The organism is Streptomyces sp. NPDC029044, assembly GCF_040637495.1.
Lineage (GTDB): Bacteria > Actinomycetota > Actinomycetes > Streptomycetales > Streptomycetaceae > Streptomyces.
Window position 1 is genome coordinate 40,423 of record NZ_JBEZWN010000009.1, and the last position, 19,346, is coordinate 59,768.

The 19,346-nt window shown below is 72.2% G+C and carries 20 protein-coding genes; 5 read left to right on the plus strand and 15 right to left on the minus strand.

Annotated elements, in window-relative coordinates:
- Nucleotides 1–16: 16 nt before the first annotated feature.
- From AB0E85_RS10845 to AB0E85_RS10900, 12 genes are all read right to left on the minus strand, one after another.
- Nucleotides 17–1,150, minus strand: a complete 1,134-nt coding sequence (locus AB0E85_RS10845; protein ID WP_361925040.1) for a polyprenyl synthetase family protein — start codon at nt 1,148–1,150, stop codon at nt 17–19.
- Nucleotides 1,150–2,562 carry a hydroxysqualene dehydroxylase HpnE gene (gene hpnE / locus AB0E85_RS10850; RefSeq protein WP_361924802.1) on the minus strand — a complete coding sequence of 471 codons (1,413 nt, stop codon included), beginning with the start codon at nt 2,560–2,562 and terminating at the stop codon, nt 1,150–1,152. The genes AB0E85_RS10845 and hpnE overlap by 1 nt, the downstream gene beginning before the upstream one ends.
- A complete protein-coding gene (locus AB0E85_RS10855; RefSeq protein WP_361924804.1) occupies nt 2,559–2,750 on the minus strand; it encodes a DUF6380 family protein in 192 nt (63 codons plus the stop codon). Before AB0E85_RS10855 ends, hpnE begins: the two co-directional genes overlap by 4 nt.
- Nucleotides 2,747–3,697 carry a presqualene diphosphate synthase HpnD gene (gene hpnD, locus AB0E85_RS10860; RefSeq protein ID WP_361924806.1) on the minus strand — a complete coding sequence of 317 codons (951 nt, stop codon included), beginning with the start codon at nt 3,695–3,697 and terminating at the stop codon, nt 2,747–2,749. The genes AB0E85_RS10855 and hpnD overlap by 4 nt, the downstream gene beginning before the upstream one ends.
- A complete protein-coding gene (hpnC, locus tag AB0E85_RS10865) occupies nt 3,694–4,596 on the minus strand; it encodes a squalene synthase HpnC (protein WP_361924808.1) in 903 nt (300 codons plus the stop codon). Before hpnC ends, hpnD begins: the two co-directional genes overlap by 4 nt.
- Before the next feature lie 359 nt (nt 4,597–4,955).
- Nucleotides 4,956–5,735, minus strand: a complete 780-nt coding sequence (locus AB0E85_RS10870; protein WP_107454001.1) for an ABC transporter ATP-binding protein — start codon at nt 5,733–5,735, stop codon at nt 4,956–4,958.
- A complete protein-coding gene (locus AB0E85_RS10875) occupies nt 5,728–6,657 on the minus strand; it encodes an ABC transporter permease (protein ID WP_062930346.1) in 930 nt (309 codons plus the stop codon). Before AB0E85_RS10875 ends, AB0E85_RS10870 begins: the two co-directional genes overlap by 8 nt.
- Before the next feature lie 107 nt (nt 6,658–6,764).
- Nucleotides 6,765–7,637 (minus strand): glycosyltransferase, encoded by an 873-nt coding sequence (locus AB0E85_RS10880; protein ID WP_361925042.1) that lies wholly within the window; start codon nt 7,635–7,637, stop codon nt 6,765–6,767.
- Nucleotides 7,638–7,642: 5 nt separating this feature from the next.
- A complete protein-coding gene (locus tag AB0E85_RS10885) occupies nt 7,643–8,422 on the minus strand; it encodes a CDP-alcohol phosphatidyltransferase family protein (protein WP_361924811.1) in 780 nt (259 codons plus the stop codon).
- On the minus strand, nt 8,400–9,461 hold the full coding sequence (locus AB0E85_RS10890; RefSeq protein ID WP_361924813.1) for an iron-containing alcohol dehydrogenase family protein: 1,062 nt from the start codon (nt 9,459–9,461) through the stop codon (nt 8,400–8,402). The genes AB0E85_RS10885 and AB0E85_RS10890 overlap by 23 nt, the downstream gene beginning before the upstream one ends.
- The gene (locus AB0E85_RS10895) at nt 9,449–10,201 is read right to left on the minus strand and encodes a phosphocholine cytidylyltransferase family protein (protein ID WP_062930342.1); all 753 of its coding nucleotides are present in this window, start codon (nt 10,199–10,201) and stop codon (nt 9,449–9,451) included. The genes AB0E85_RS10890 and AB0E85_RS10895 overlap by 13 nt, the downstream gene beginning before the upstream one ends.
- On the minus strand, nt 10,198–12,015 hold the full coding sequence (locus AB0E85_RS10900) for a DUF5941 domain-containing protein (RefSeq protein ID WP_361924816.1): 1,818 nt from the start codon (nt 12,013–12,015) through the stop codon (nt 10,198–10,200). The genes AB0E85_RS10895 and AB0E85_RS10900 overlap by 4 nt, the downstream gene beginning before the upstream one ends.
- A 277-nt stretch (nt 12,016–12,292) precedes the next feature.
- Here AB0E85_RS10900 and galE point away from each other — a divergent pair, with 277 nt between their 5' ends.
- The 3 genes from galE (at nt 12,293) to idi (ending at nt 15,236) form a co-directional block, all read left to right on the plus strand.
- Entirely contained in the window at nt 12,293–13,264 is a 972-nt protein-coding gene (galE, locus tag AB0E85_RS10905; RefSeq protein WP_361924818.1) for a UDP-glucose 4-epimerase GalE, read from the plus strand.
- Nucleotides 13,265–13,411: 147 nt separating this feature from the next.
- The gene (locus AB0E85_RS10910) at nt 13,412–14,350 is read left to right on the plus strand and encodes a cation diffusion facilitator family transporter (protein ID WP_361924820.1); all 939 of its coding nucleotides are present in this window, start codon (nt 13,412–13,414) and stop codon (nt 14,348–14,350) included.
- 292 nt (nt 14,351–14,642) lie between these two features.
- A complete protein-coding gene (gene idi / locus AB0E85_RS10915; protein ID WP_361924822.1) occupies nt 14,643–15,236 on the plus strand; it encodes an isopentenyl-diphosphate Delta-isomerase in 594 nt (197 codons plus the stop codon).
- Nucleotides 15,237–15,260: 24 nt separating this feature from the next.
- Here the strand turns inward: idi and AB0E85_RS10920 are convergent, their stop codons facing one another.
- Nucleotides 15,261–15,767, minus strand: a complete 507-nt coding sequence (locus tag AB0E85_RS10920) for an ATP-binding protein (RefSeq protein WP_361925044.1) — start codon at nt 15,765–15,767, stop codon at nt 15,261–15,263.
- A gap of 218 nt (nt 15,768–15,985) precedes the next feature.
- On the opposite strand from AB0E85_RS10920, the gene AB0E85_RS10925 reads away from it, so the two are divergent.
- Nucleotides 15,986–16,741, plus strand: a complete 756-nt coding sequence (locus tag AB0E85_RS10925) for an enoyl-CoA hydratase/isomerase family protein (protein WP_361924824.1) — start codon at nt 15,986–15,988, stop codon at nt 16,739–16,741.
- On the opposite strand, the gene AB0E85_RS10930 is transcribed toward AB0E85_RS10925, so the two are convergent.
- Together AB0E85_RS10930 and AB0E85_RS10935 are read right to left on the minus strand one after the other, a co-directional pair.
- A complete protein-coding gene (locus AB0E85_RS10930) occupies nt 16,728–17,363 on the minus strand; it encodes a DJ-1/PfpI family protein (RefSeq protein ID WP_361924826.1) in 636 nt (211 codons plus the stop codon). The genes AB0E85_RS10925 and AB0E85_RS10930 overlap by 14 nt on opposite strands.
- 32 nt (nt 17,364–17,395) lie before the next feature.
- Nucleotides 17,396–18,355 carry a GlxA family transcriptional regulator gene (locus tag AB0E85_RS10935; protein WP_361924829.1) on the minus strand — a complete coding sequence of 320 codons (960 nt, stop codon included), beginning with the start codon at nt 18,353–18,355 and terminating at the stop codon, nt 17,396–17,398.
- Between the two features lie 114 nt (nt 18,356–18,469).
- On the opposite strand from AB0E85_RS10935, the gene AB0E85_RS10940 reads away from it, so the two are divergent.
- Nucleotides 18,470–19,345 (plus strand): hypothetical protein, encoded by an 876-nt coding sequence (locus AB0E85_RS10940; RefSeq protein WP_361924831.1) that lies wholly within the window; start codon nt 18,470–18,472, stop codon nt 19,343–19,345.
- The last annotated feature ends 1 nt before the right edge of the window (nt 19,346 follow it).

The window sequence follows — 19,346 nt, forward strand, 5'->3', positions numbered from 1 at the left end:
ATTCGGCCGATAGTGATCATCTCTTTCGTACGACGACGAAGTCCGCGAGGGCCGTGAACTGTGCCCGCACCCGGTCGGGCATGTCCACGGCGTCGAGGGCTTGGATGGCGATGGTGTGCTGACGGCGTGCCTCGTCGGCGGTCCATTCGCGGCCGCCGGCCTCCTCGATGAGGGCGGCCCGGGCCGCGAACTCCTCCTCGGAGAAGTTCTCGAAGTCGTGCGCCTTGGCGTCGGCGGCGAGGATCTCGCCGAGTCGCTCGGAGGCGGAGCCGCCCGCCGCGAGGGCCGCCACGACCGGCAGGGACTTCTTGCGCTGGCGCAGGTCGCTCCAGGTCTGCTTGCCGGTGGAGACCGGGTCGCCCCAGATGCCGAGCAGGTCGTCGACGGCCTGGAAGGCGAGGCCCAGGTGGTAGCCGTACTTCTCCAGCGTGTCGGCGGTGTGGTCGTCGGCGCCGCCGAGGACCGCGCCGATGGAGCTGGCGCAGGCGAGCAGGGCGCCGGTCTTGTTGCCCTCCATCTCCAGGCACTCCTCGACGCTGACGCGGTCGCGGTGCTCGTAGGAGATGTCCTGGGCCTGACCGTCGATCAGGGCGCGGCTGGCGGTGGTCAGGCGGCGGGTGGCGCGGCCGGCCTCGACGGTGCCGAGTTCGAGGAGGACTTCGTTGGCGAGGGCGAACAGGGCGTCGCCGACCAGGATGGCCTGGGCGGGGCCGTGCACCTTCCAGACCGTGTCGCGGTGACGGCGCTGCTCGTCGCCGTCCATGAGGTCGTCATGGAGGAGGGAGAAGTTGTGGACCAGTTCCACGGCGACGGCGCCGGGGATGCCGGTCTCGGGGGCTGCGGACATGACCTCGGCGGACAGCACCGCGAGGGCGGGACGCACGGCCTTGCCGCCGTCGCCCTCGGCGGGCCTGCCCTGGGCGTCGATCCAGCCGAAGTGGTAGGCGGCAACAGTGTCCATGGGAGGTGCCAGGCGGTCGACGGCCGCCCGCAGTACCGGAGTGGCCAGGGTCCGGCCGCGCTCCAGCAGCGCGGTCACGTCCACCGCCTCGGCAGTCTTCGAGGCCGGGGGCACAGTGGGCACAGTCTCTCCTCTTGTTGCGGTACCGGGGGTGCGGGGGCCGTCTGCCGCGCCGGTCCGAGCCGGCATCATGCCGCCTCCTCGAACTCGAAGAGGGCTTGCGGGCGGGGCCGGCCCAGGGCGCCCAGCACGGCGTCCGCCGCGCTCACACCACTGCGGACCGCACTCTCCATGGTCGCGGGCCACCCGGTGGCGGTCCACGCTCCGGCCAGGTAGAGGCCGGATGCCTTGGTGCGGGCGCCGGGCCTGAGGCGCCCGACGCCGGGGGTGGGAGCGAACGTCGCGGTGCGCTCCCGGGTGACGAAGAAGTCCCTCACTTCGGCGCCGCGGGCCGGCGGCAGCAGCCGCTCCAGCTCGGGCAGGTACCGCTCGCGCAGCACCGCGACGGGCGCGTCGATCTCGTCCTGCGCCGCCGACTGGGACACCGCCAGGTACTGCCCCTCGCGCAGTCCGGACGACTCGGTCCGGTCGAAGACCCACTGCACGGGGCTGCCGAGGGCGGTGAAGAACGGCCGGCCGAGGACCTTCCGGTCGTACACCACATGGACGTTGAGGATGGGCGCGGTACCGATCTCCAGGAGCCGTTCGGGCGCGTCCAGCGCACCCGCGGGCAGCAGATCGTGCGCCTCGCGCTGCGGTACGGCGAGGACGACGGCGTCGGCCCGGAGCGTCTCGCCGGGGACTTCGACGGTCCACTGCCCGTCGCCGTCCGGGGAGACGGAGGTGACGCGGGTGCGCAGCTCGGTGCGCACGCCCGCGGAGTCGAGCGCCTTGCGGGCCAGCCGGTCGTGCAGCTCGCCCAGCGGGACGCGTGCCCAGCCGATGTCGGCCGCGCCCGGGTCGGACAGCAGACCGGTCTTGAACACCATCGCGGCGAGCGCCAGGGAGGCGTCGCCCGCTACCGCGTTGAGGGTGGCGACCCCGACCAGGTCCCACAGGGCCTCGACGGCGCGCGCCGACTGGCCGTGCGCGCCCAGCCAGCTGCCGAAGTCCTGCGTGTCCAGCGCCGGGTCGGCGAGGTCGAGTTTCCGGAGCGCGAGCGCGGCCCGGCCGACCCTGGCCCGGTCGGCGAGCGACAGGTGCGGATAGGTGGCGAGGCTGCGCCCCAGGTGCAGCGGCACGGGCAGGGCGTCGCGCCGGAGCCTGCCCAGCCGGCGCCCCTCGGGCCGGGCGAGGTCCAGGACGGGTACGTCGAGCCGGTCCTGGAGCGGGGCGAGCCCCGCGCCCTCGACGCGGTCGAGGAACCAGCGGTAGGCGGTGCAGCAGCGCAGGTACACGTGCTGGCCGTTGTCGACGGTGAGGTCGCCGCGCCGGAACGAGAAGGCCAGGCCGCCCAGTCTCGGCCTGCCCTCCAGCAGGGTGACGCGTACCCCGGCGTCGGCGAGCGCGAGCGCGGTGGTGACACCGGCGAGCCCGCCGCCGACCACGACCGTGTGCCGCGCGCGTACCGCCGGTTCCCCGGACCGTGTGCCGTGGGTCATCGCGCACCCTCCCCCAGGGCCGGGGCGTGCTGCTCGAGCGGTGCACGACCGGCCGTCTCCGTCAGGGACGCGGCACCGCACCGGAGGGTTGCCCGCCGGTTGTCCCCGACGGGTCGGCCAAGAGGCGCGTCGCATCCGCGCCCCGCCTCCCGGGCCACACCGCCGACGGCGGCCGCTGTGCCGTTCACGCACGCCTCCTGACGGTCCGCCGGGTCACGTGCCGGGCGTCGAGACCGGACAGGCCGCGCACGGCGACGTACGCCTTCTCCCGGCCGGGCAGGGAGACCCGGCCGCGCAGCACGGCCTCCGGGTCGCGTTCGATGCGGTCGAGGAGGCGGCGGTAGATGCCGGCCATGGCGGCGACACAGGCGCCGCTGCGCCGGTCGAGCATGGGGAGCAGCCGGTAGCCCTCGGCGAACAGCGCCCGGGCCCTTCGCACTTCGAAGTGCACGAGGCCCGCGAAGTCGGAGCCCTCCGGTGGCCGCGGCCCGCTGAAGCCGGTCGAGCAGCCGAACTTGGCGAGGTCGTCGGCGGGCAGATACGTGCGCCCGCCCTCGGCGTCCTCGCGGACGTCCCTGAGAATGTTGGTGAGCTGGAGCGCGAGCCCGAGCGTGTCGGCATACTCCGGCGCGCGGTCCACGCCGCGCGCCCCCGGCTCCGTGCCGAAGACGCCGAGGGAGAGACGGCCGATCGCGCCCGCCACGCAACGGCAGTAGACCTTCAGGTCGTCCCAGGTCTCGTAGGTCTCGCCGCGGACGTCCATCAGGACGCCGTCGATGAGTTCGTCCAGGCCGCCGAGCGGGATCGGGAAGGCCCCGGCGGCGTGCGCGAGGGCGACGGCCACCGGGTCGGTGTCGTCCTCGGCGACCTCGTCCTCGCGGATCCGGGTGAGCAGCGCCCGGGTCTCCTCCAGCCTGGCCACCTTGACGTCGTCGGCGAGCGCACCGTCGCCGATGTCGTCGACCCGCCGCGAGAACGCGTACAGCGCCGACATGGCCCGGCGCTGGGGCGCCGGCAGCAGCCGGATGCCGTAGGCGAAGTTGCGGGCCTGGCGCCCGGTGACGGCCTCGCAGTAGCTGTAGGCGGCGAGTACCGGTGGGGACGCGTGTGGTTCCGGCTCCACGGTCCGGATCACCCCTCTCCTCGCAGTGTCACGCCCACCTCACGCAGCAGCCGGACCTTGCCGGGCTTGGGCGGGCCGGGAAGTACGTCGTATTCGGCGGCGGCGATCGCGTGGACGGCCGCCCTTCCCCCCGCCACGAACCCCGCGAGCAGCAGTTTCAGCCTGCCGTGGACGCTACCCACCAGGGGGGCGCCTTCATTCAGGAGATCCCGGGCCCTTTGCGCTTCGTACGCAATCAGCGCACGGACCGACGCTCCGGCGGATTTCGTGGCGAGATCCGCTTCCTGGACGTGGAAACGCTTCATGTCGGCCGCGGGCAGGTAGATCCGGTCGCGGGCGAGGTCCTCGGCGACGTCCTGGAGGTGCTCGACGATCTGGAGGGCCGTGCAGATCATGTCGGAGCGGCGGATCCGCTCGGGTGTCGAGGTGCCGGTGACGGCGAGGACGAGGCGGCCGACGGGGTTGGCGGACAGCTCGCAGTAGGCGAGCAGGTCGTCGTAGGTCTCGTAGCGGCCGACCAGCTGGTCCTGGCGGTTGGCGGCGATCAGGCCGAGGAACGGCTCGGGGGTCAGTGAGCAGCGGCGCACGGCCGGCTGGAGGCGGCGCAGCAGGGGGTGGCGCGGGGTCGCGTCGAAGACCCGGCGCAGGTCGGCCTCGAAGGCGTCCAGCAGGACCAGCCGGTCCTCGGCCTCCCGCGGGGACACACCGAGCAGCCGGGCGTCGGCGCCACCGGGGGTCAGGTCGCCGTCACCGATGTCGTCGACCAGGCGGGCGAAGCCGTAGACGGCCATGAGGTCGGTGCGCCAGGCCCGGGGCAGGAAGAAGGGGGCCACCGGGAAGTTCTCGCCGGCGGCCTTGTCGAGCGTGCCGCGCTCCGGATCGAGGGGGCGCGCCGTGCCGGTTCCCGTCACCGCCGGCTGCCCGGCGCGGGGACGGCACGTGCTGCGTGGAGCTGGGGAGTTTCCGAAGCCATCGCCGTCACATCTCCCGTTCTACACTGCCGACCCAATACACACTATTTCGGACACGCCGCCCGGCCGTCCGCACGGTGGTCCGACGGGCGGTGTCGCGCATTATCGCCCTGATTGCCGTGTTTCGGGACCGGTCCAGCTTACGTTGTACAACGCGACACGGTTCGTCAGGGTCTACCGCACATCACGAGAACACACCGATTGGCCCCAAGATTCCTGAGATGGGCCGGAGTTGACGTTTCCTTTGCAGACGCCGGGCCCCGCCGGAGCAGTTCCGTCGGGGCCCTGTCCGCATCGGGCTACTTGCCCGTGAACTTCTCGTACTCCTTGAGCACCTCGTCGGTGGGGCCGTCCATGCGCAGCTCGCCGCGCTCCAGCCACAGGACACGGTTGCAGGTGTCGCGGATGGACTTGTTGTTGTGGCTGACCAGGAACACCGTGCCCGCTTCCTTGCGCAGCTCCCGGATGCGGTCCTCGGAGCGCTTCTGGAACTTGCGGTCGCCGGTGGCCAGGGCCTCGTCGATCATCAGGACGTCGTGGTCCTTGGCCGCGGCGATGGAGAAGCGGAGCCGGGCCGCCATGCCGGATGAGTAGGTGCGCATGGGCAGGGTGATGAAGTCGCCCTTCTCGTTGATGCCCGAGAAGTCGACGATGTCCTGGTAGCGCTCCTTGATCTCCTCGCGGGACATGCCCATGGCGAGCCCGCCCAATATGACGTTCCGCTCGCCGGTGAGGTCGTTCATCAGGGCGGCGTTGACGCCGAGCAGCGAGGGCTGGCCGTCGGTGTAGACCTTGCCCTGCTCGGCGGGGAGCAGGCCGGCGATGGCCCGCAGCAGGGTGGACTTGCCGGAGCCGTTGGAGCCGATCAGGCCGATGGCCTCGCCGCGGTACGCCACGAAGGAGACGCCGCGCACGGCGTGCACCTTGCGCACGCCCCGCTCCTCGCCCCGCTTGATGATGCGGCTGAGGGCGGCGGTGGCGCTGCCCTTGCCGGTCTTGGCGCCGTTGACGCGGTAGACGATGTGCAGGTCGTCCGCGACGACGGTGGGGATCCGCGCGTCCTGCTTCTGCTCAGCCACGGCCGTACCTCTCCTCCGCCTTCCAGAAGTACACGAAGCCGCCCAGGGCGAAGAGCACGGCCCAGGCGCCCGCGGCCGCCCAGACGTGGTCGGGCAGGAACTTCTGGTCGTAGTCGTCGATGAGGGCGAAGCGCATCAGGTCCATGTAGATCGCGGCCGGGTTCCACTGGAGGACGTTCGCGATCCAGGCCGGCTTGTCCGCCAGGAAGATCGGGATGGAGAACATCACGCCGGAGGCGTACATCCACGTCCGCATCACGAACGGCATCAGCTGCGCAAGGTCCGGGGTCTTGGCGCCCGCCCGGGCCATGATCAGCGCGAGGCCGGTGTTGAAGCAGAACTGAAGGACCAGCACCGGCACGATCAGCAGCCAGGACAGGTCCGGGTAGTGGCCGAAGCCGATCGTGACGGCGAACAGCACGATCATCGAGAACAGCAGCTGCTGGAGCTGCTGGAGCGCGAAGGAGACCGGCAGCGAGGCCCGCGGGAAGTGCAGGGCCCGGACCAGGCCGAGGTTGCCGGAGATCGCGCGCACGCCCGCCATCACCGAGCTCTGCGTGAAGGTGAACACGAACACGCCCGTGACCAGGAACGGGATGTACACCTCACGGGACATGCCGCGGTCGGCCTCCAGCAGCAGGCCGAAGATGAAGAAGTACACGGCCGCGTTCAGCAGCGGCGTGGCCACCTGCCACAGCTGGCCGAGCTTGGCCTGGCTGTACTGGGCGGTCAGCTTCGCGCGGGAGAAGGCGAGGATGAAGTGCCGCCGGTCCCACAGCTGACGGACGTACTCGATGAGGGACGGCCGGGCGCCGCTGACGGTCAGCCCGTGCCTGGCGGCGAGTTCTTTCGCCGTGAGGCCCTCGTCGGGCGCCGCGGGCGCGCTCACCGCGACCGTGGCGTCGTGCGTTGTCTCACTCACTAGTGGAAACTTTCGTCTTCGAGATGCTCGGCCTGTGCCGGGGTCTGGCATGAGCCGGGGCCAGGGTACGGCCCGGGGGCTCCCGGGTATCGCCGGATACGAGCTTGTCAGATGACGGGGGGCCGGCCCAGCCGGGTCAGCCGCCACACCGTACGCCACTTCATGGGGCGGCGGGGACCGCACGAGGTGGTCCAGCCTTCGCGGAACCCGCCGAACCAGGCCCGCAGCGCGCTGCGGGAGGGACGGCGCAGCAGGGTGAGCAGCAGCCACACGCCGAGGTAGACCGGGACGAGCGGCGCGGGGAGGTTGCGGCGGGCCAGCCAGACCCGGTTGCGGGCGACCATGCGGTGGTAGACCGCGTGCCGCGAGGGAGCGGTCGTCGGGTGGTACAGCACCATGTCGGACCGGTAGTCGATCATCCAGCCCGCGTCGAGGGCCCGCCAGGCCAGGTCGGTTTCCTCGTGGGCGTAGAAGAACGCGTCCGGGAGACCGCCGACGTCGGCGAGGACCCGGGTGCGGACGGCGTTGGCGCCGCCGAGGAAGGTGGTCACGCGCGAGGAGCGCATCGGGTCGGAGGCGCGCAGCCGCGGGACATGGCGGCGCTGGGTGACGCCGGTCTCGGGGTCGGCTATGCGGAAACTCACGATGCCGAGCTTCGGGTCGGCCTCGAACGCCTTCCGGCACAGCTCGGCGGTGTCGTGGCTCGCGAGCAGTCCGTCGTCGTCCAGGAAGAGCAGGATGTCGACGTCCCGGCCGGCCGGGCCGAAGGCCTCGATGCCGACGTTGCGGCCACCGGGGATGCCGAGGTTCTCGGGCAGTTCGATGGTGCGGACGCCCTCGGGGACGTCCGGGACGGGTGAGCCGTTGCCGACGACGACCACCTCGACCCGGTCGCCGTCCTGCTTGGCGACGGAGTCGAGCAGGGCGCGCAGCTCCTCGGGCCGGTTGCCCATGGTGATGATGACGGCGCCGACCTTCATGCCGCTCACTTCAGCCTGCTGGAGGCGAGGATGGACACCAGGTGCAGCAGGGTCTGCACCAGCGCGATGCCGACCAGCACCGCGACGCCGAGCCGGGTGAAGAACAGGTCACCGCGGGCCTGGTCGACGATCGCCAGCACGAGGATCAGCAGGGACGCCTCGATGCCGAGGATGAGGCGGTGGAACTTCAGGGCGCCGGCGGCCCTGCGGGCCAGCGCCATGCCGGAGGAGCGCATCTCGGATGCGGCCTCCTGCACGGGAGGCTTGCCGGCCTGGTGCCGGGCGACGCCGACGAGGTCGGTCTCCGCCTTGATCAGGATGGCGCCGAGGGCGGCCAGGGTGCCGAGGAAGGCCCACAGCCAGTCGATGCGGCCACTGCCCCACAGGTCGGCGGCGCGCAGACCGAAGCCGGTGAGCACCGCGGCGTCGGTGAGGTAGGCGCCCACCCGGTCCAGGTAGACGCCGTTGAGCGAGTACTGCTTCTTCCAGCGCGCGATCTCGCCGTCGACGCAGTCCAGCAGCAGGTACATCTGGACGCACACCACGCCGAGGACGGCGCCCGCGATCCCCGGCACGAGCAGTGCCGGGGCCGCGAGCACACCGAAGACGGTCATCAGGTAGGTGAGCTGGTTGGGCGTGACCCTGGTGTTGACCAGGTAACGGTCGACCCGCAGGGACACCTCACGCATGTAGAGGCGTCCCATCCAGTGCTCACCGCTGCGCCGGTCCTTCACCCCCGCGGGGTGAACGACGGGGCGGAGTTCAGCTACCGATGGCCTTGACATAGTCGGCGTATGTGTCCTTGATCTGTTCGGTGTTCAGGTCGAGGTGTTCGAGGATGGTGTAGCGGCCGGGGCGGGTCTCCGGGGCGAACTCGACGGCCTTGACGAACTCGTCCGTCGTGAAGCCGATCTCGTCCGGCAGTACGGGCAGGCCGTGCCGGCGGAGCACCTCGGCCATGTACGCGGACTCCTCGTGCGCGCCGCGCAGCCACATCGCGAAGGCCGCGCCGAGACCGCACTGCTCGCCGTGGGAAGCGGCGCGCTTGGGGAACAGCAGGTCGAAGGCGTGGTTGATCTCGTGGCACGACCCCGAGGCCGGCCGCGAGTCGCCCGAGATCGACATCGCGATGCCGGTGAGGACGAGCGCCTCGGCGAGCACCTGGAGGAAGTCGTTGTCCCCGACCCCGCCCGGGTGCCGGAGCACCGCCTCGCCCGCCTGGCGGGCCATGGCCGCGGCGAGTCCGTCGATCTTCTCGTCCTTGACGCGGTTGGCCAGTTCCCAGTCGGCGATCGCGTTGATGTTGGAGATCGCGTCACCGATGCCCGCGCGCACGTAACGCACCGGGGCCTCGCGGATGACGTCCAGGTCGATGACGACCGCGATGGGGTTCGGCACACCGTAGGAGCCGCGGCCCGCGTCGTTGTCGAGGGTGGCGACCGGCGAGCACAGGCCGTCGTGCGCGAGGTTCGTGGGCACGGCGACCAGGGGCAGGCCGACGCGTGCCGCGGCGAACTTGGCGCAGTCGATGATCTTGCCGCCGCCGAGGCCGACGACCGCGTCGTAGTGGCCGGCCTTTATGTCGCTCGCCAGCCGGACCGCGTCGTCGAGGGTGCCGCCGCCGACCTCGTACCAGGTGGCGCCGGGCATGCTCGGCGAGATGCGCTCGCGCAAGCGGGCGCCGGAGCCGCCGCTGACCGCGACGGCGAGGCGGCCGGAGTGCGAGATGCGCTCGTCGGCGAGGACGCACGCCAGGTCGTCGAGGGCACCCGCGCGGATGTCGACGACGAGCGGGGAGGGGATGAGCCGGGTCAGTACTGGCACGCGATCTCCCGTCCGCGGGCGAGATCGTCGTGGTTGTCGATCTCCACCCACTTGACGTCGCCGATCGGCGCGACGTCGATCCGGAAGCCGCGGTTGACCAGCTCCTGGTAACCGTGCTCGTAGAACTGCTGCGGGTCGGTCTCCCACACGGCCTTGAGCGCGTCGGCCAGCTCGGGGGCGGCGTCGCCCTCGATCAGCGTCACGCCGATGTACTCGCCGGTGGCCTCGGCGGGGTCCATCAGCTTGGTGATCTTCGTCATGCCCTTCTCGGGGTCGACGACGACCTTCATCTCCTCGTCGGCCAGGTCCTTGACCGTGTCCAGGGCGAGGATGATCTTCTTGCCGTCGCCGCGTGCGGCGAGCAGCGTCTTCTCGACGGAGACCGGGTGGACGGTGTCGCCGTTGGCGAGGATCACCCCGTCCTTGAGGGCGTCACGCCCGCACCACAGGGAGTAGGCGTTGTTCCACTCCTCGGCCTTGTCGTTGTCGATGAGGGTGAGCTTGAGGCCGTACTTGGCCTCCAGCGCCTCCTTGCGCGCGTACACGGCTTCCTTGCGGTAGCCGACGATGACCGCGACCTCGGTGAGACCGATCTCGGCGAAGTTGCCGAGGGTCAGGTCGAGCACCGTGGGTTCGCCTTCTATGCCCGCGGGGCCCACCGGCACCAGTGCCTTGGGGAGGCTGTCGGTGTAGGGGCGCAGACGCCGTCCGGCGCCGGCCGCGAGCACGAGGCCGATCATGCGGTTTCTCCTTCATCGTGTACGGCGGGTGCGCCGCCCTTGTGGGCGCCGACCCAGAAGCGGATGCTCTCGACGAGCACCACCAGGGCCACGGCCACGGCCAGTGCCGTGAGCGCGACCGTGAACTGCGAGGCGGTGAGCAGCGCGGCGAGGACGGTGACGAGCAGCGTCCGCCCTTCGTGCCCTCCGATGGAGCGCACCAGCCAGGCGGGAGGCGCTCCGGCGTCGCCGCGGATGCGGTAGACCGTGTCGTAGTGATGGTAGGCGACCGCGGCGACCAGCCCGAATGCCGCGGGAAGGGCTCCGTTCACGTCCGCCTCGGCCGCCAGGACCAGGACCGTGCCGTACTCGGCGGCGCGCAGGAACGGGGGGACCAGCCAGTCGAGGGCGCCCTTGAGGGGGCGGGCGACGGCGAGGCCGGAGGTGAGGGCGTAGGCGACGGCGGCGACGACCGGCCACGGTCCGCCGAAGCCGGTCAGCGCGGCCGTGAGGACGACGGCGAGGCCGCCCAGGAGGGCGACGGCGGGGGCGGTGAAGCCCGGCAGCCCGCGGGCGGGCTTCCTGAACGCCTCCGCGCAGCCCTGGGCGAGCAGGCCGCTGTCCGCGAGGTCGGCCAGGGCCGCGGCCGCCCGGTCGGTCCGCCGGGCCTTGCGGGTCAGGGAGCGCAGCACCCGGCCGGCCGTGGTGTACGTCGCCGCGAAGGCGCAGCCGATGAGCAGCGCGTAGAAGGTGATGCGGGGGGTGGTGACCGCCGTGAGCACGGCGATCATCGCCCAGCGCTCGCCGATGGGCAGGACGATCATCCGCCGGACCCAGACCGTCCAGCCGACGCTGTCGAGCTTGTCGGAGAGGGCGGCGGTGGGGCTGGTGTTGGCGGTGGCGTCGTGGTTGGCCTCGTTGAAGGAGAAGTCCACGACGTGCCGGCAGGTCTGAAGGACCATGGCGCCGAGGGCCAGTGCCCAGACGTCGTCGCCGCCGCGGGCGGCTCCCAGCGCGAGGCCGGCGTAGTAGGCGTACTCCTTGGCCCGGTCGAAGGTGGCGTCCAGCCAGGCGCCGAGCGTGGAGTACTGGAGGGAGTAGCGGGCGAGCTGGCCGTCGGTGCAGTCCAGCACGAACGACGCGATCAGCAGGACGCCGGCCGCGACGAAGCCGCCGCGGGTGCCGGTGGCCGCGCAGGCCGCCGCTATGAGGGCGGTGAGCAGGGAGGCGGTCGTGACCTGGTTCGGGGTCAGGCCGCGGCGGGCGCACCAGCGGGCGATGTAGCGGGAGTAGGGGCTGATGCAGTAGGTGGTGAAGAAGCCGTCGCGGGCCTTCACGGCGGACTTCAGGCGCACGGCCTCGTCGTCGACGTCGGTCACGGCCTGCCGTGCCTCGTTGCGGGCTTGCGGGTCGGCGGGGACGGCGGCGACGAGCGTGCCCAGCTCGGGGCGGTGCACGGCGGTGCCGTCGGCGTCCAGGGCGGTGAGGACGCGGTCGGCGAGGCTGCTGTCGACCACCGTGGTGCCGCCGCCCGCGGAGTTCTCGCGTGCCATGGCCCGGGTCAGGGCCTGGCGGCCGGCGGGCTGGGCCGTGACGGCACCGGGGATCGCGGCGAGCGGGAAGCGGGGGTCGGTGAGGCCGAGGCGCAGCGCGTGCACGTGTCCCACGAAGCGGGCGTCGACCAGGGCGACCCGTTCGTCGCCGGGCACCTCGGCGAGGAGGGTCTCGGCCTCGGTGGCGTCGGTCGCGATCCGGAGGTCGAACCCGAGGGACCGCAGGTCGGCCTCGATCGACGATCCGGGGACCGGCGGGCCGGTGAGGATGGCGGTCGACAACCGAATTCACTCCCTGGGTACCGCCGCGTCCGCGGCGGTGATGTACATGGTGGGGGCGCCCTCTCCGGTGCTCCCGGGCGGCATGTCGGCAGAGGCTATCGGATGCCGGGACGGCCACGTTCACCGCCCGTTCGGCGGATGGATCGACGTGGTTCGCACGAGCCTTTGCCGCGATCATCATCGTGGATCCGGGGCCCGCCCCACAAACCGCGCCCCCTAAGCGGACATCAAGGGACATTGCGGGGGCGGCCGCCGTGGCCGCATAGGGTGGGCGACCATGACGTGGCTGATCACCGGCGGTGCCGGCTATATCGGAGCACATGTGGCCAGGGCCATGGCCGAGGCCGGGGAGCGTGTCCTCGCGCTGGACGACCTGTCGGCCGGGGTGCCCGCGCGGCTCCCCGCCGAGGTCCCGCTCGTACGGGGCTCCTCGCTGGACGGGGAGCTGCTGAAGGGGGTCTTCGCCGAGCACGGTGTGACGGGTGTGGTGCACCTCGCGGCGCGTAAGCAGGTCGCCGAGTCCGTCGCCCAGCCGACGCGGTACTACCGGGAGAACGTCGGTGGCCTGGTGACCCTGCTGGACGCGGTGGCCGAAGCGGGGATCGAGCGGTTCGTGTTCTCGTCGTCGGCGGCCGTCTACGGCGACCCGGGTGTGGACCTCATCACGGAGGACACGCCCTGTGCGCCGGTGAACCCCTACGGCGAGACCAAGCTCGCCGGGGAGTGGCTGGTGCGGGCGGCGGGGCGGGCGCACGGGATCTCCACCGTATGTCTGCGCTATTTCAACGTGGCGGGCGCGGCCGCGCCGGAACTGGCAGACACGGGCGTCTTCAACATCGTCCCCATGGTCTTCGACCGGCTGACCCGCGACGAGGCGCCCAGGATCTTCGGTGACGACTACCCGACCCCGGACGGCACGTGCATCCGTGACTACATCCACGTCGCCGACCTGGCCGAGGCCCACCTGGCGGCGGCCCGGCGGCTGGCCGACGGGGGCGGCACGGGTGACCTGACGGTCAACATCGGCCGGGGCGAGGGCGTCTCGGTCCGCGAACTGGTCACGGTCATCGGCGAGGTGACCGGCGACCGCCGGCCGCCGCTCGTCGAGGGGCGCCGCCCCGGGGACGCCCCGCGGGCGGTGGCCTCGGCCGCCCGGGCAGCCGCCGAGCTCGGCTGGACGGCCCGGCGCGGGGTGCGCGAGATGACCGAGTCGGCCTGGCGTGGCTGGCTGCTCCACCACGGCTCCTGACCCGCTGAGGGTGCCCTGACCTGCATATCGTTTCCGCAGGTCAGGGCACATGACAACGGTGTTCAGTGCCGCTTTGCACATACCCCCTCCCCGTAGTTCACTGGGCCCCCCGAGCACGATCGAACGGACACAGGGAGCTGACTTCTCATGGGGGCTGGGCACGATCACGGGCACGCGCACGGCGCGGCGGCCGGCGGTACGGCGACCTCGGCGTACCGCGGCAGGCTGCGCACCGCGCTGGCGATCACGCTCGGCATCGTGGTCGTGCAGATCGTCGGCGGCGCCCTCGCCGACTCGCTCGCGCTCGTAGCGGACTCCGCGCACATGGCGACGGACGCCCTGGGCCTGGGCATGGCGCTGCTCGCGATCCACTTCGCGAACCGGCCGCCCAGCGACCAGGCCACCTTCGGCTACGCCCGCGCCGAGATCCTCGCCGCACTGGCCAACTGCCTGCTGCTGCTCGGGGCCGGCGGCTACGTCGTGTACGAGTCGGTCCAGCGCTTCATCACCCCCGCGGAGACCGAAGGCAGGCTGGCCCTGCTGTTCGGTGCGATCGGCCTCGTCGCGAACCTGGTGTCGCTGGCGCTGCTGATGCGCGGCCAGAAGGAGAGCCTGAACGTACGCGGCGCGTTCCTGGAGGTCGCGGCCGACGCCCTCGGTTCGGTGACGGTGATCGTCTCGTCCGTGGTGATCATGCTCACGGGCTGGCAGGCGGCCGACCCGATCGCCTCGCTCGTCATCGCGCTGATGATCGCGCCCCGGACGTGGAAGCTGCTGCGCGAGACGCTCTCCGTGCTGCTGGAGACGGCCCCCAAGGGCGTCGACATGGCGGAGGTGCGCTCGCACATACTCGCGACGGACGGTGTGGAGGACGTCCACGACCTGCACGCCTGGACGATCACCTCGGGCATGCCGGTGCTGTCGGCGCACGTGGTCGTCAGCCCGGAGGCCCTGAACGCGATAGGCCACGAGAAGATGCTGCACGAGCTCCAGGGCTGCCTCGGTGACCACTTCGACGTGGAGCACTGCACGTTCCAGCTGGAACCGAGCGGGCACGCCGAGCACGAGGCCCGGCTCTGCCACTGAGGCGGCGGCTCACGCGGAGTGTGAGGCAGGTAGGGCGCATTCCGCTGCCCGTGCGCCGGGTAACGCAACCTTCCGCCGTGCGTCCGCGTCCTGAGCCCCACAGCTCCGGCATGGACGATTTTCCGCCTGCCCGGCCGGGCACGATCATCTACCGGGTCCCTTTCCCGGCCCCGGACCGGTGCCGGCCGCGGTCCGCGCCGCCGCGCGGGACATGCGGGCGGGCTGCGAAGTGCCGGGAGTGCCGGATTCGTACGGCAGACTTGGGGCGCGAAGACCGATGTGAAGGATGGGTATGCCGATCACACCTGCCACCGCGACGCACAACCCGTCGAACGGCGCCGCAGACGCGATTTTGCTGGAACTGGTCGACGAGGACGGCGTGACGATCGGCACCGCGGAGAAGCTCGCCGCCCACCAGCCGCCCGGACAGCTGCACCGCGCGTTCTCGGTGTTCCTCTTCGACGAGTACGGCCGGCTGCTGCTCCAGCAGCGCGCGCTGGGCAAGTACCACTCCCCCGGCGTGTGGTCCAACACCTGCTGCGGCCACCCCTACCCCGGTGAGGCGCCCTTCGCGGCGGCGGCGCGGCGCACCTTCGAGGAGCTCGGCGCCTCCCCGTCCCTGCTGGCCGAGGCGGGCACGGTCCGCTACAACCACCCGGACCCGGAGTCCGGTCTGGTGGAGCAGGAGTACAACCACCTCTTCGTCGGCATGGTGCAGGCCGTGGTGCGGCCGGACGCCGAGGAGGTGGCGTCGACGGTGTTCGTGACCCCGCCGGAGCTTGCGGAGCGGCACGCCAAGGACACCTTCTCGTCCTGGTTCATGACCGTCCTGGACGCGGCCCGGCCGGCGATCAGGGAGCTGACGGGCCCGTCGGCCGGCTGGTGACCCGGGCCCCGGCGGGACGGGGCCTCAGGCGAAGCGCGCGGGTTTGAGCGGCAGGGCGGCCCAGATCACCTTGCCGCCGCTCGCGGTGTACTCGACCTCGCACACGCCGCCCGCCTCCCGGGTGACCTCGCGCACCAGGAGCAGTCCGCGGCCCCCGGTCCGGCCGTGGTCGGCCTCCAGGGCCGTGGGGCGGTACGGGTGGTTGTCCTCCACGGACACCCGGAGCCACTCGGCACCCACGGCCAGCTCGACGGCGATCGTCGGTGACAGCACCGCCGCGTGCTTGACGGCGTTGGTCACCAGCTCCGAGACGATCAGCAGCAGTCCCTGGGCCAGGTCGTCGGGTACCGGTACGCCCTGACGCAGCAGCAGGTCCCGTACGGCGTGCCGCGCCTGCGGGACGGAGGCGTCGACCGCCGGTGCGGTGAACCGCCAGACCCCTTCGTACGGCAGCGGATCCGCGGGCCCTGGACCGAGGGGCGCCGCGCCGCCCTCTGGGCGCGGACCGAACCCACGCCCGTCGTCGTCCATCGTCCGGTCGCCACCCTCGCGCTCGATTGTCGCCACACCCCGAGTGTTGGTAACGATGCGCCTCGGACCCCGGGACTGAACAGAAGTCAGCAACTATCGAGCGCTTCTGACCGTTGGCGTATGACACGGTCAGTTGTGGGACTGGTCCTGTCCCTGTTGTGCCGTCTCGGCGAACTATTCGGGTTGTACGGGTTTGGCATCCGGATAGCATCCGGCGCATGGAGCCGCAGCTGGAGCACCGCGTGACCGATTCGGTCGCGACGGTCGTCATACGCCATCCCGAGAAGCGCAACGCCATGACGGCCGCGATGTGGCGCTCCCTTCCCGTCCTGCTGGAGGAGCTCGCGGGGAAACCGGATGTACGGGCGCTGGTGCTCACCGGTGAGGGCGGCACGTTCTGCGCCGGGGCCGACATCTCGACGCTGCGGGGCTCGCCCGAGCAGGCGCAGGGGCTGGCCGTGCGGGCCGAGGAGGCGCTGGCCGCGTTCCCGAAGCCGACCCTGGCCGCGATCCGGGGCCACTGCGTGGGCGGCGGGTCGCAGCTGGCGGCGGCCTGTGATCTGCGGTTCGCCGAGCAGGGGGCGCTGTTCGGGGTGACGCCGGCCAAGCTCGGCATCGTCTACCCGGCCTCCTCGACCCGGCGGCTGGTGTCCCTGGTGGGGCCGGCCACCGCCAAGTACCTGCTGTTCTCCGGTGAGCTGATCGCGGCGGAGCGTGCGCTGCGCAGCGGGCTCGTCGACGAGGTGCTGCCCGAGGGCGAACTCGGCGAGCGGGTCGCCGAGTTCACCCGGGTCCTGGTGGCGCGTTCGCAGCTGACCCAGGCGGCGGCCAAGGAGTTCGCGGACGGGCGTACGGACCGGGACGAGCACTGGGCCGGGCAGGCCCGCGCGAGCGGCGACACCGCCGAGGGTGTCGCCGCGTTCCTGGAGCGCCGGCAGCCGCGGTTCGGCTGGAGCGTGCCTACGTCAGGGTGAGGTCGAGGTCCGACCGGAGCAGCTCGACGAGGTGCGCGGGGGCCTTCTCGGGTGACCCGGCGTCGTAGGGCGGCTGCGGGTCGTACTCGGTGGCGAGCTGGACGAGCCGGGCGTGGTCGTCTCCGGCGATCCGGCCGAGGAGCGTCAGGCCCATGTCGATGCCGGAGGAGACGCCGGCGGCGGTGACGTACTTGCCGTCGGTGACGACCCGTTCGCCCGTCGGCTCGGCGCCGTGGCGCTCCAGCTCCTCCAGGGCCAGCCAGTGGGACGTCGCCCGGCGTCCCTTGAGGAGTCCGGCGGCGGCGAGCAGCAGGGAGCCGGTGCACACGGACGTCGTCCAGGTGCTGGTCACGTCGGCCGTGCGCAGCCAGGTGAGCAGGGGGCCGTCGGCGGCCAGCGGGAGGGGGCCCGGGCCGCCGGGGACCACGATGATGTCGGGGCGGGGTACGTCGGCCAGGGCCCGGTCGGCGGTGAGCGCGAGGTTTCCGGAGTCGTTCCGCACGGGGCCGGCCTGCTCGGCGACGAAGACGGTCTCCGCGCCGGGCACCCGGCCGAGCGTCTCGTAGGGTCCGACGGCGTCGAGGGCGGTGAAGCGGTCGTAGAGGACGATGGCGATCTGCACGGGGTCCCTTCGGTCGGCTGGTGTCGATGCGTTCAGGCTGTGGTGGCGGGGCGGAAGCGGCGGCGGTACTCGGCCGGGGGCGTCCCCAGGGTTCTGACGAAGGCACGGCGCATGGACTCGGGCGTGCCGTAGCCGCTGGTGCGGGCGATCTCCTCGATGCCGTCGGCGGTGTCCTCCAGCAGGCGCCGGGCGTGTTCGAGGCGGACGCGGTCCACGTAGCGGCCCGGTGTCATGCCGGTCTCGGCGCGGAAGGCGCGGGCGAAGTGACGGGGCGAGAGGCGGGCGCGGGCGGCGAGGGTGTCGACGCAGAGGTCCGCGTCCGGGTGGTCGGAGATCCAGCGCTGGACGTCCCGAAGGGGCTCGCGCTGTGCGGTCTGGGCGGCGAGCTGGGCGCTGAACTGGGCCTGGTTGCCGGGGCGGCGCAGGAACACCACCAGGTGGCGGGCGATGGTCAGGGCGGCGTCCCGGCCCAGGTCCTCCTCGACCAGGGCGAGGGCGAGGTCGATGCCGGCGGTGACACCGGCCGAGGTGGTGATGTGCCCGTCGCGCACGAAGACGGGGTCGGGGTCGATCTCGACGGCCGGGTGCTCGCGGGCGAGCCGGTCGCAGTAGGCCCAGTGGGTCGTGGCGCGGCGGCCGTCCAGCAGGCCCGCCGCTGCCAGCACGGCCGCGCCGGTGCACACGGAGACCAGGCGGCCGGCACGCGGGCCCCGCTCACGCACCCAGGCCACCAGACGCGGGTCGGGCCGCAGGCTGCCCGTTCCGCCGGGGACGAGGAGGATGTCCGGGTCAGCCGCGGTGGTCAGGGACCCGTCGGGGACGAGGGTCAGGCCGCTGGTGGTCCGCACGGGCGCGCCGTCCAGGGACGCCGTGCGGATCTCGTACGCGCCCGGGGCGAGCAGCTCCGCGCCCGCGAAGACCTCCACGGGCCCGGTGACGTCGAGACTCTGAAGGCCGTCGAAGAGGACGGCGAGAACCGTGCGCTGGACCATGGTGTCGATTCTTGGCGGGAGCCCAGTAAGGCGGCAAGGACGAGTACCCCACCTTTCCTGCCACGGGGCGCCGGGGCATGGAGGACATACCAAGCGGTTGGTAACCTGCCGGGCATGACGACTGCCGCCCTGGAGCCGCGCGCCGGCCGACGCTGCCACAACATGCTCAACTCCCTGCACGCGACCCACTACTTCTCGCCCGACCTCGGGCGGGAGCTGGGCGCCGTCGGGGTCACCGACCCGCGTGCCGTGAACTTCGCCGTGCGGGCCGCCGCCCTCGGACCCGTCGGGGCCGGGGCCGTCACGGCGGCCTTCTACAACTACAAGTACGAGCTCGTGGCCCGGCACGTGCCGGCGGTGTGGGAGACCGCCGCGCCCGGGCAGGTCCTGGCGGCACGCGCGCGTGCGGTCGACGCGACGCTGCGCCGTCTGCTCGGCGAGGAGGCCGTGGCATCTGCGGAGATGACCGAGGCCGGACGGCTCGCGCTGCGCGCCGCCGAGGCCTGCTCGCGCGAGGCCCGCCCGCTGTACGCCGCCCACGCCGATCTGCCCGTCCCCGAGGAGCCGCACCTCGCCTACTGGCACGCGGCGACCCTGCTGCGCGAGCACCGGGGCGACGGGCACCTGGCCGCCCTGATGTCCGCGGGGCTGGACGGGCTGGAGGCGATGGTGACCCACACGGCGACGGGCAAGGGCATGCACCCGAAGTGGGTGTGCGCCACCCGGGGATGGAGCCGGCAGGAGTGGGAGGCGGCGGTGGAACGGCTGCGCGGGCGGGGGCTGCTGACGGCGTCCGGCGAGCTCACCGACCGGGGCGTCGCGCTGCGGCGGGACATCGAGGAGGAGACGGACCGCTTGGACCGCGCCCCGTACGAGCACCTCGGCCCGGAGGGCGTGGCCCGGCTGACCGAGCTGGGCGGGGTGTTCGCGCACGCCGCACTCGTGGCCGGGGCGTTCCCCGCGGACCTGATCGGAAAGGGTGACGCATAGT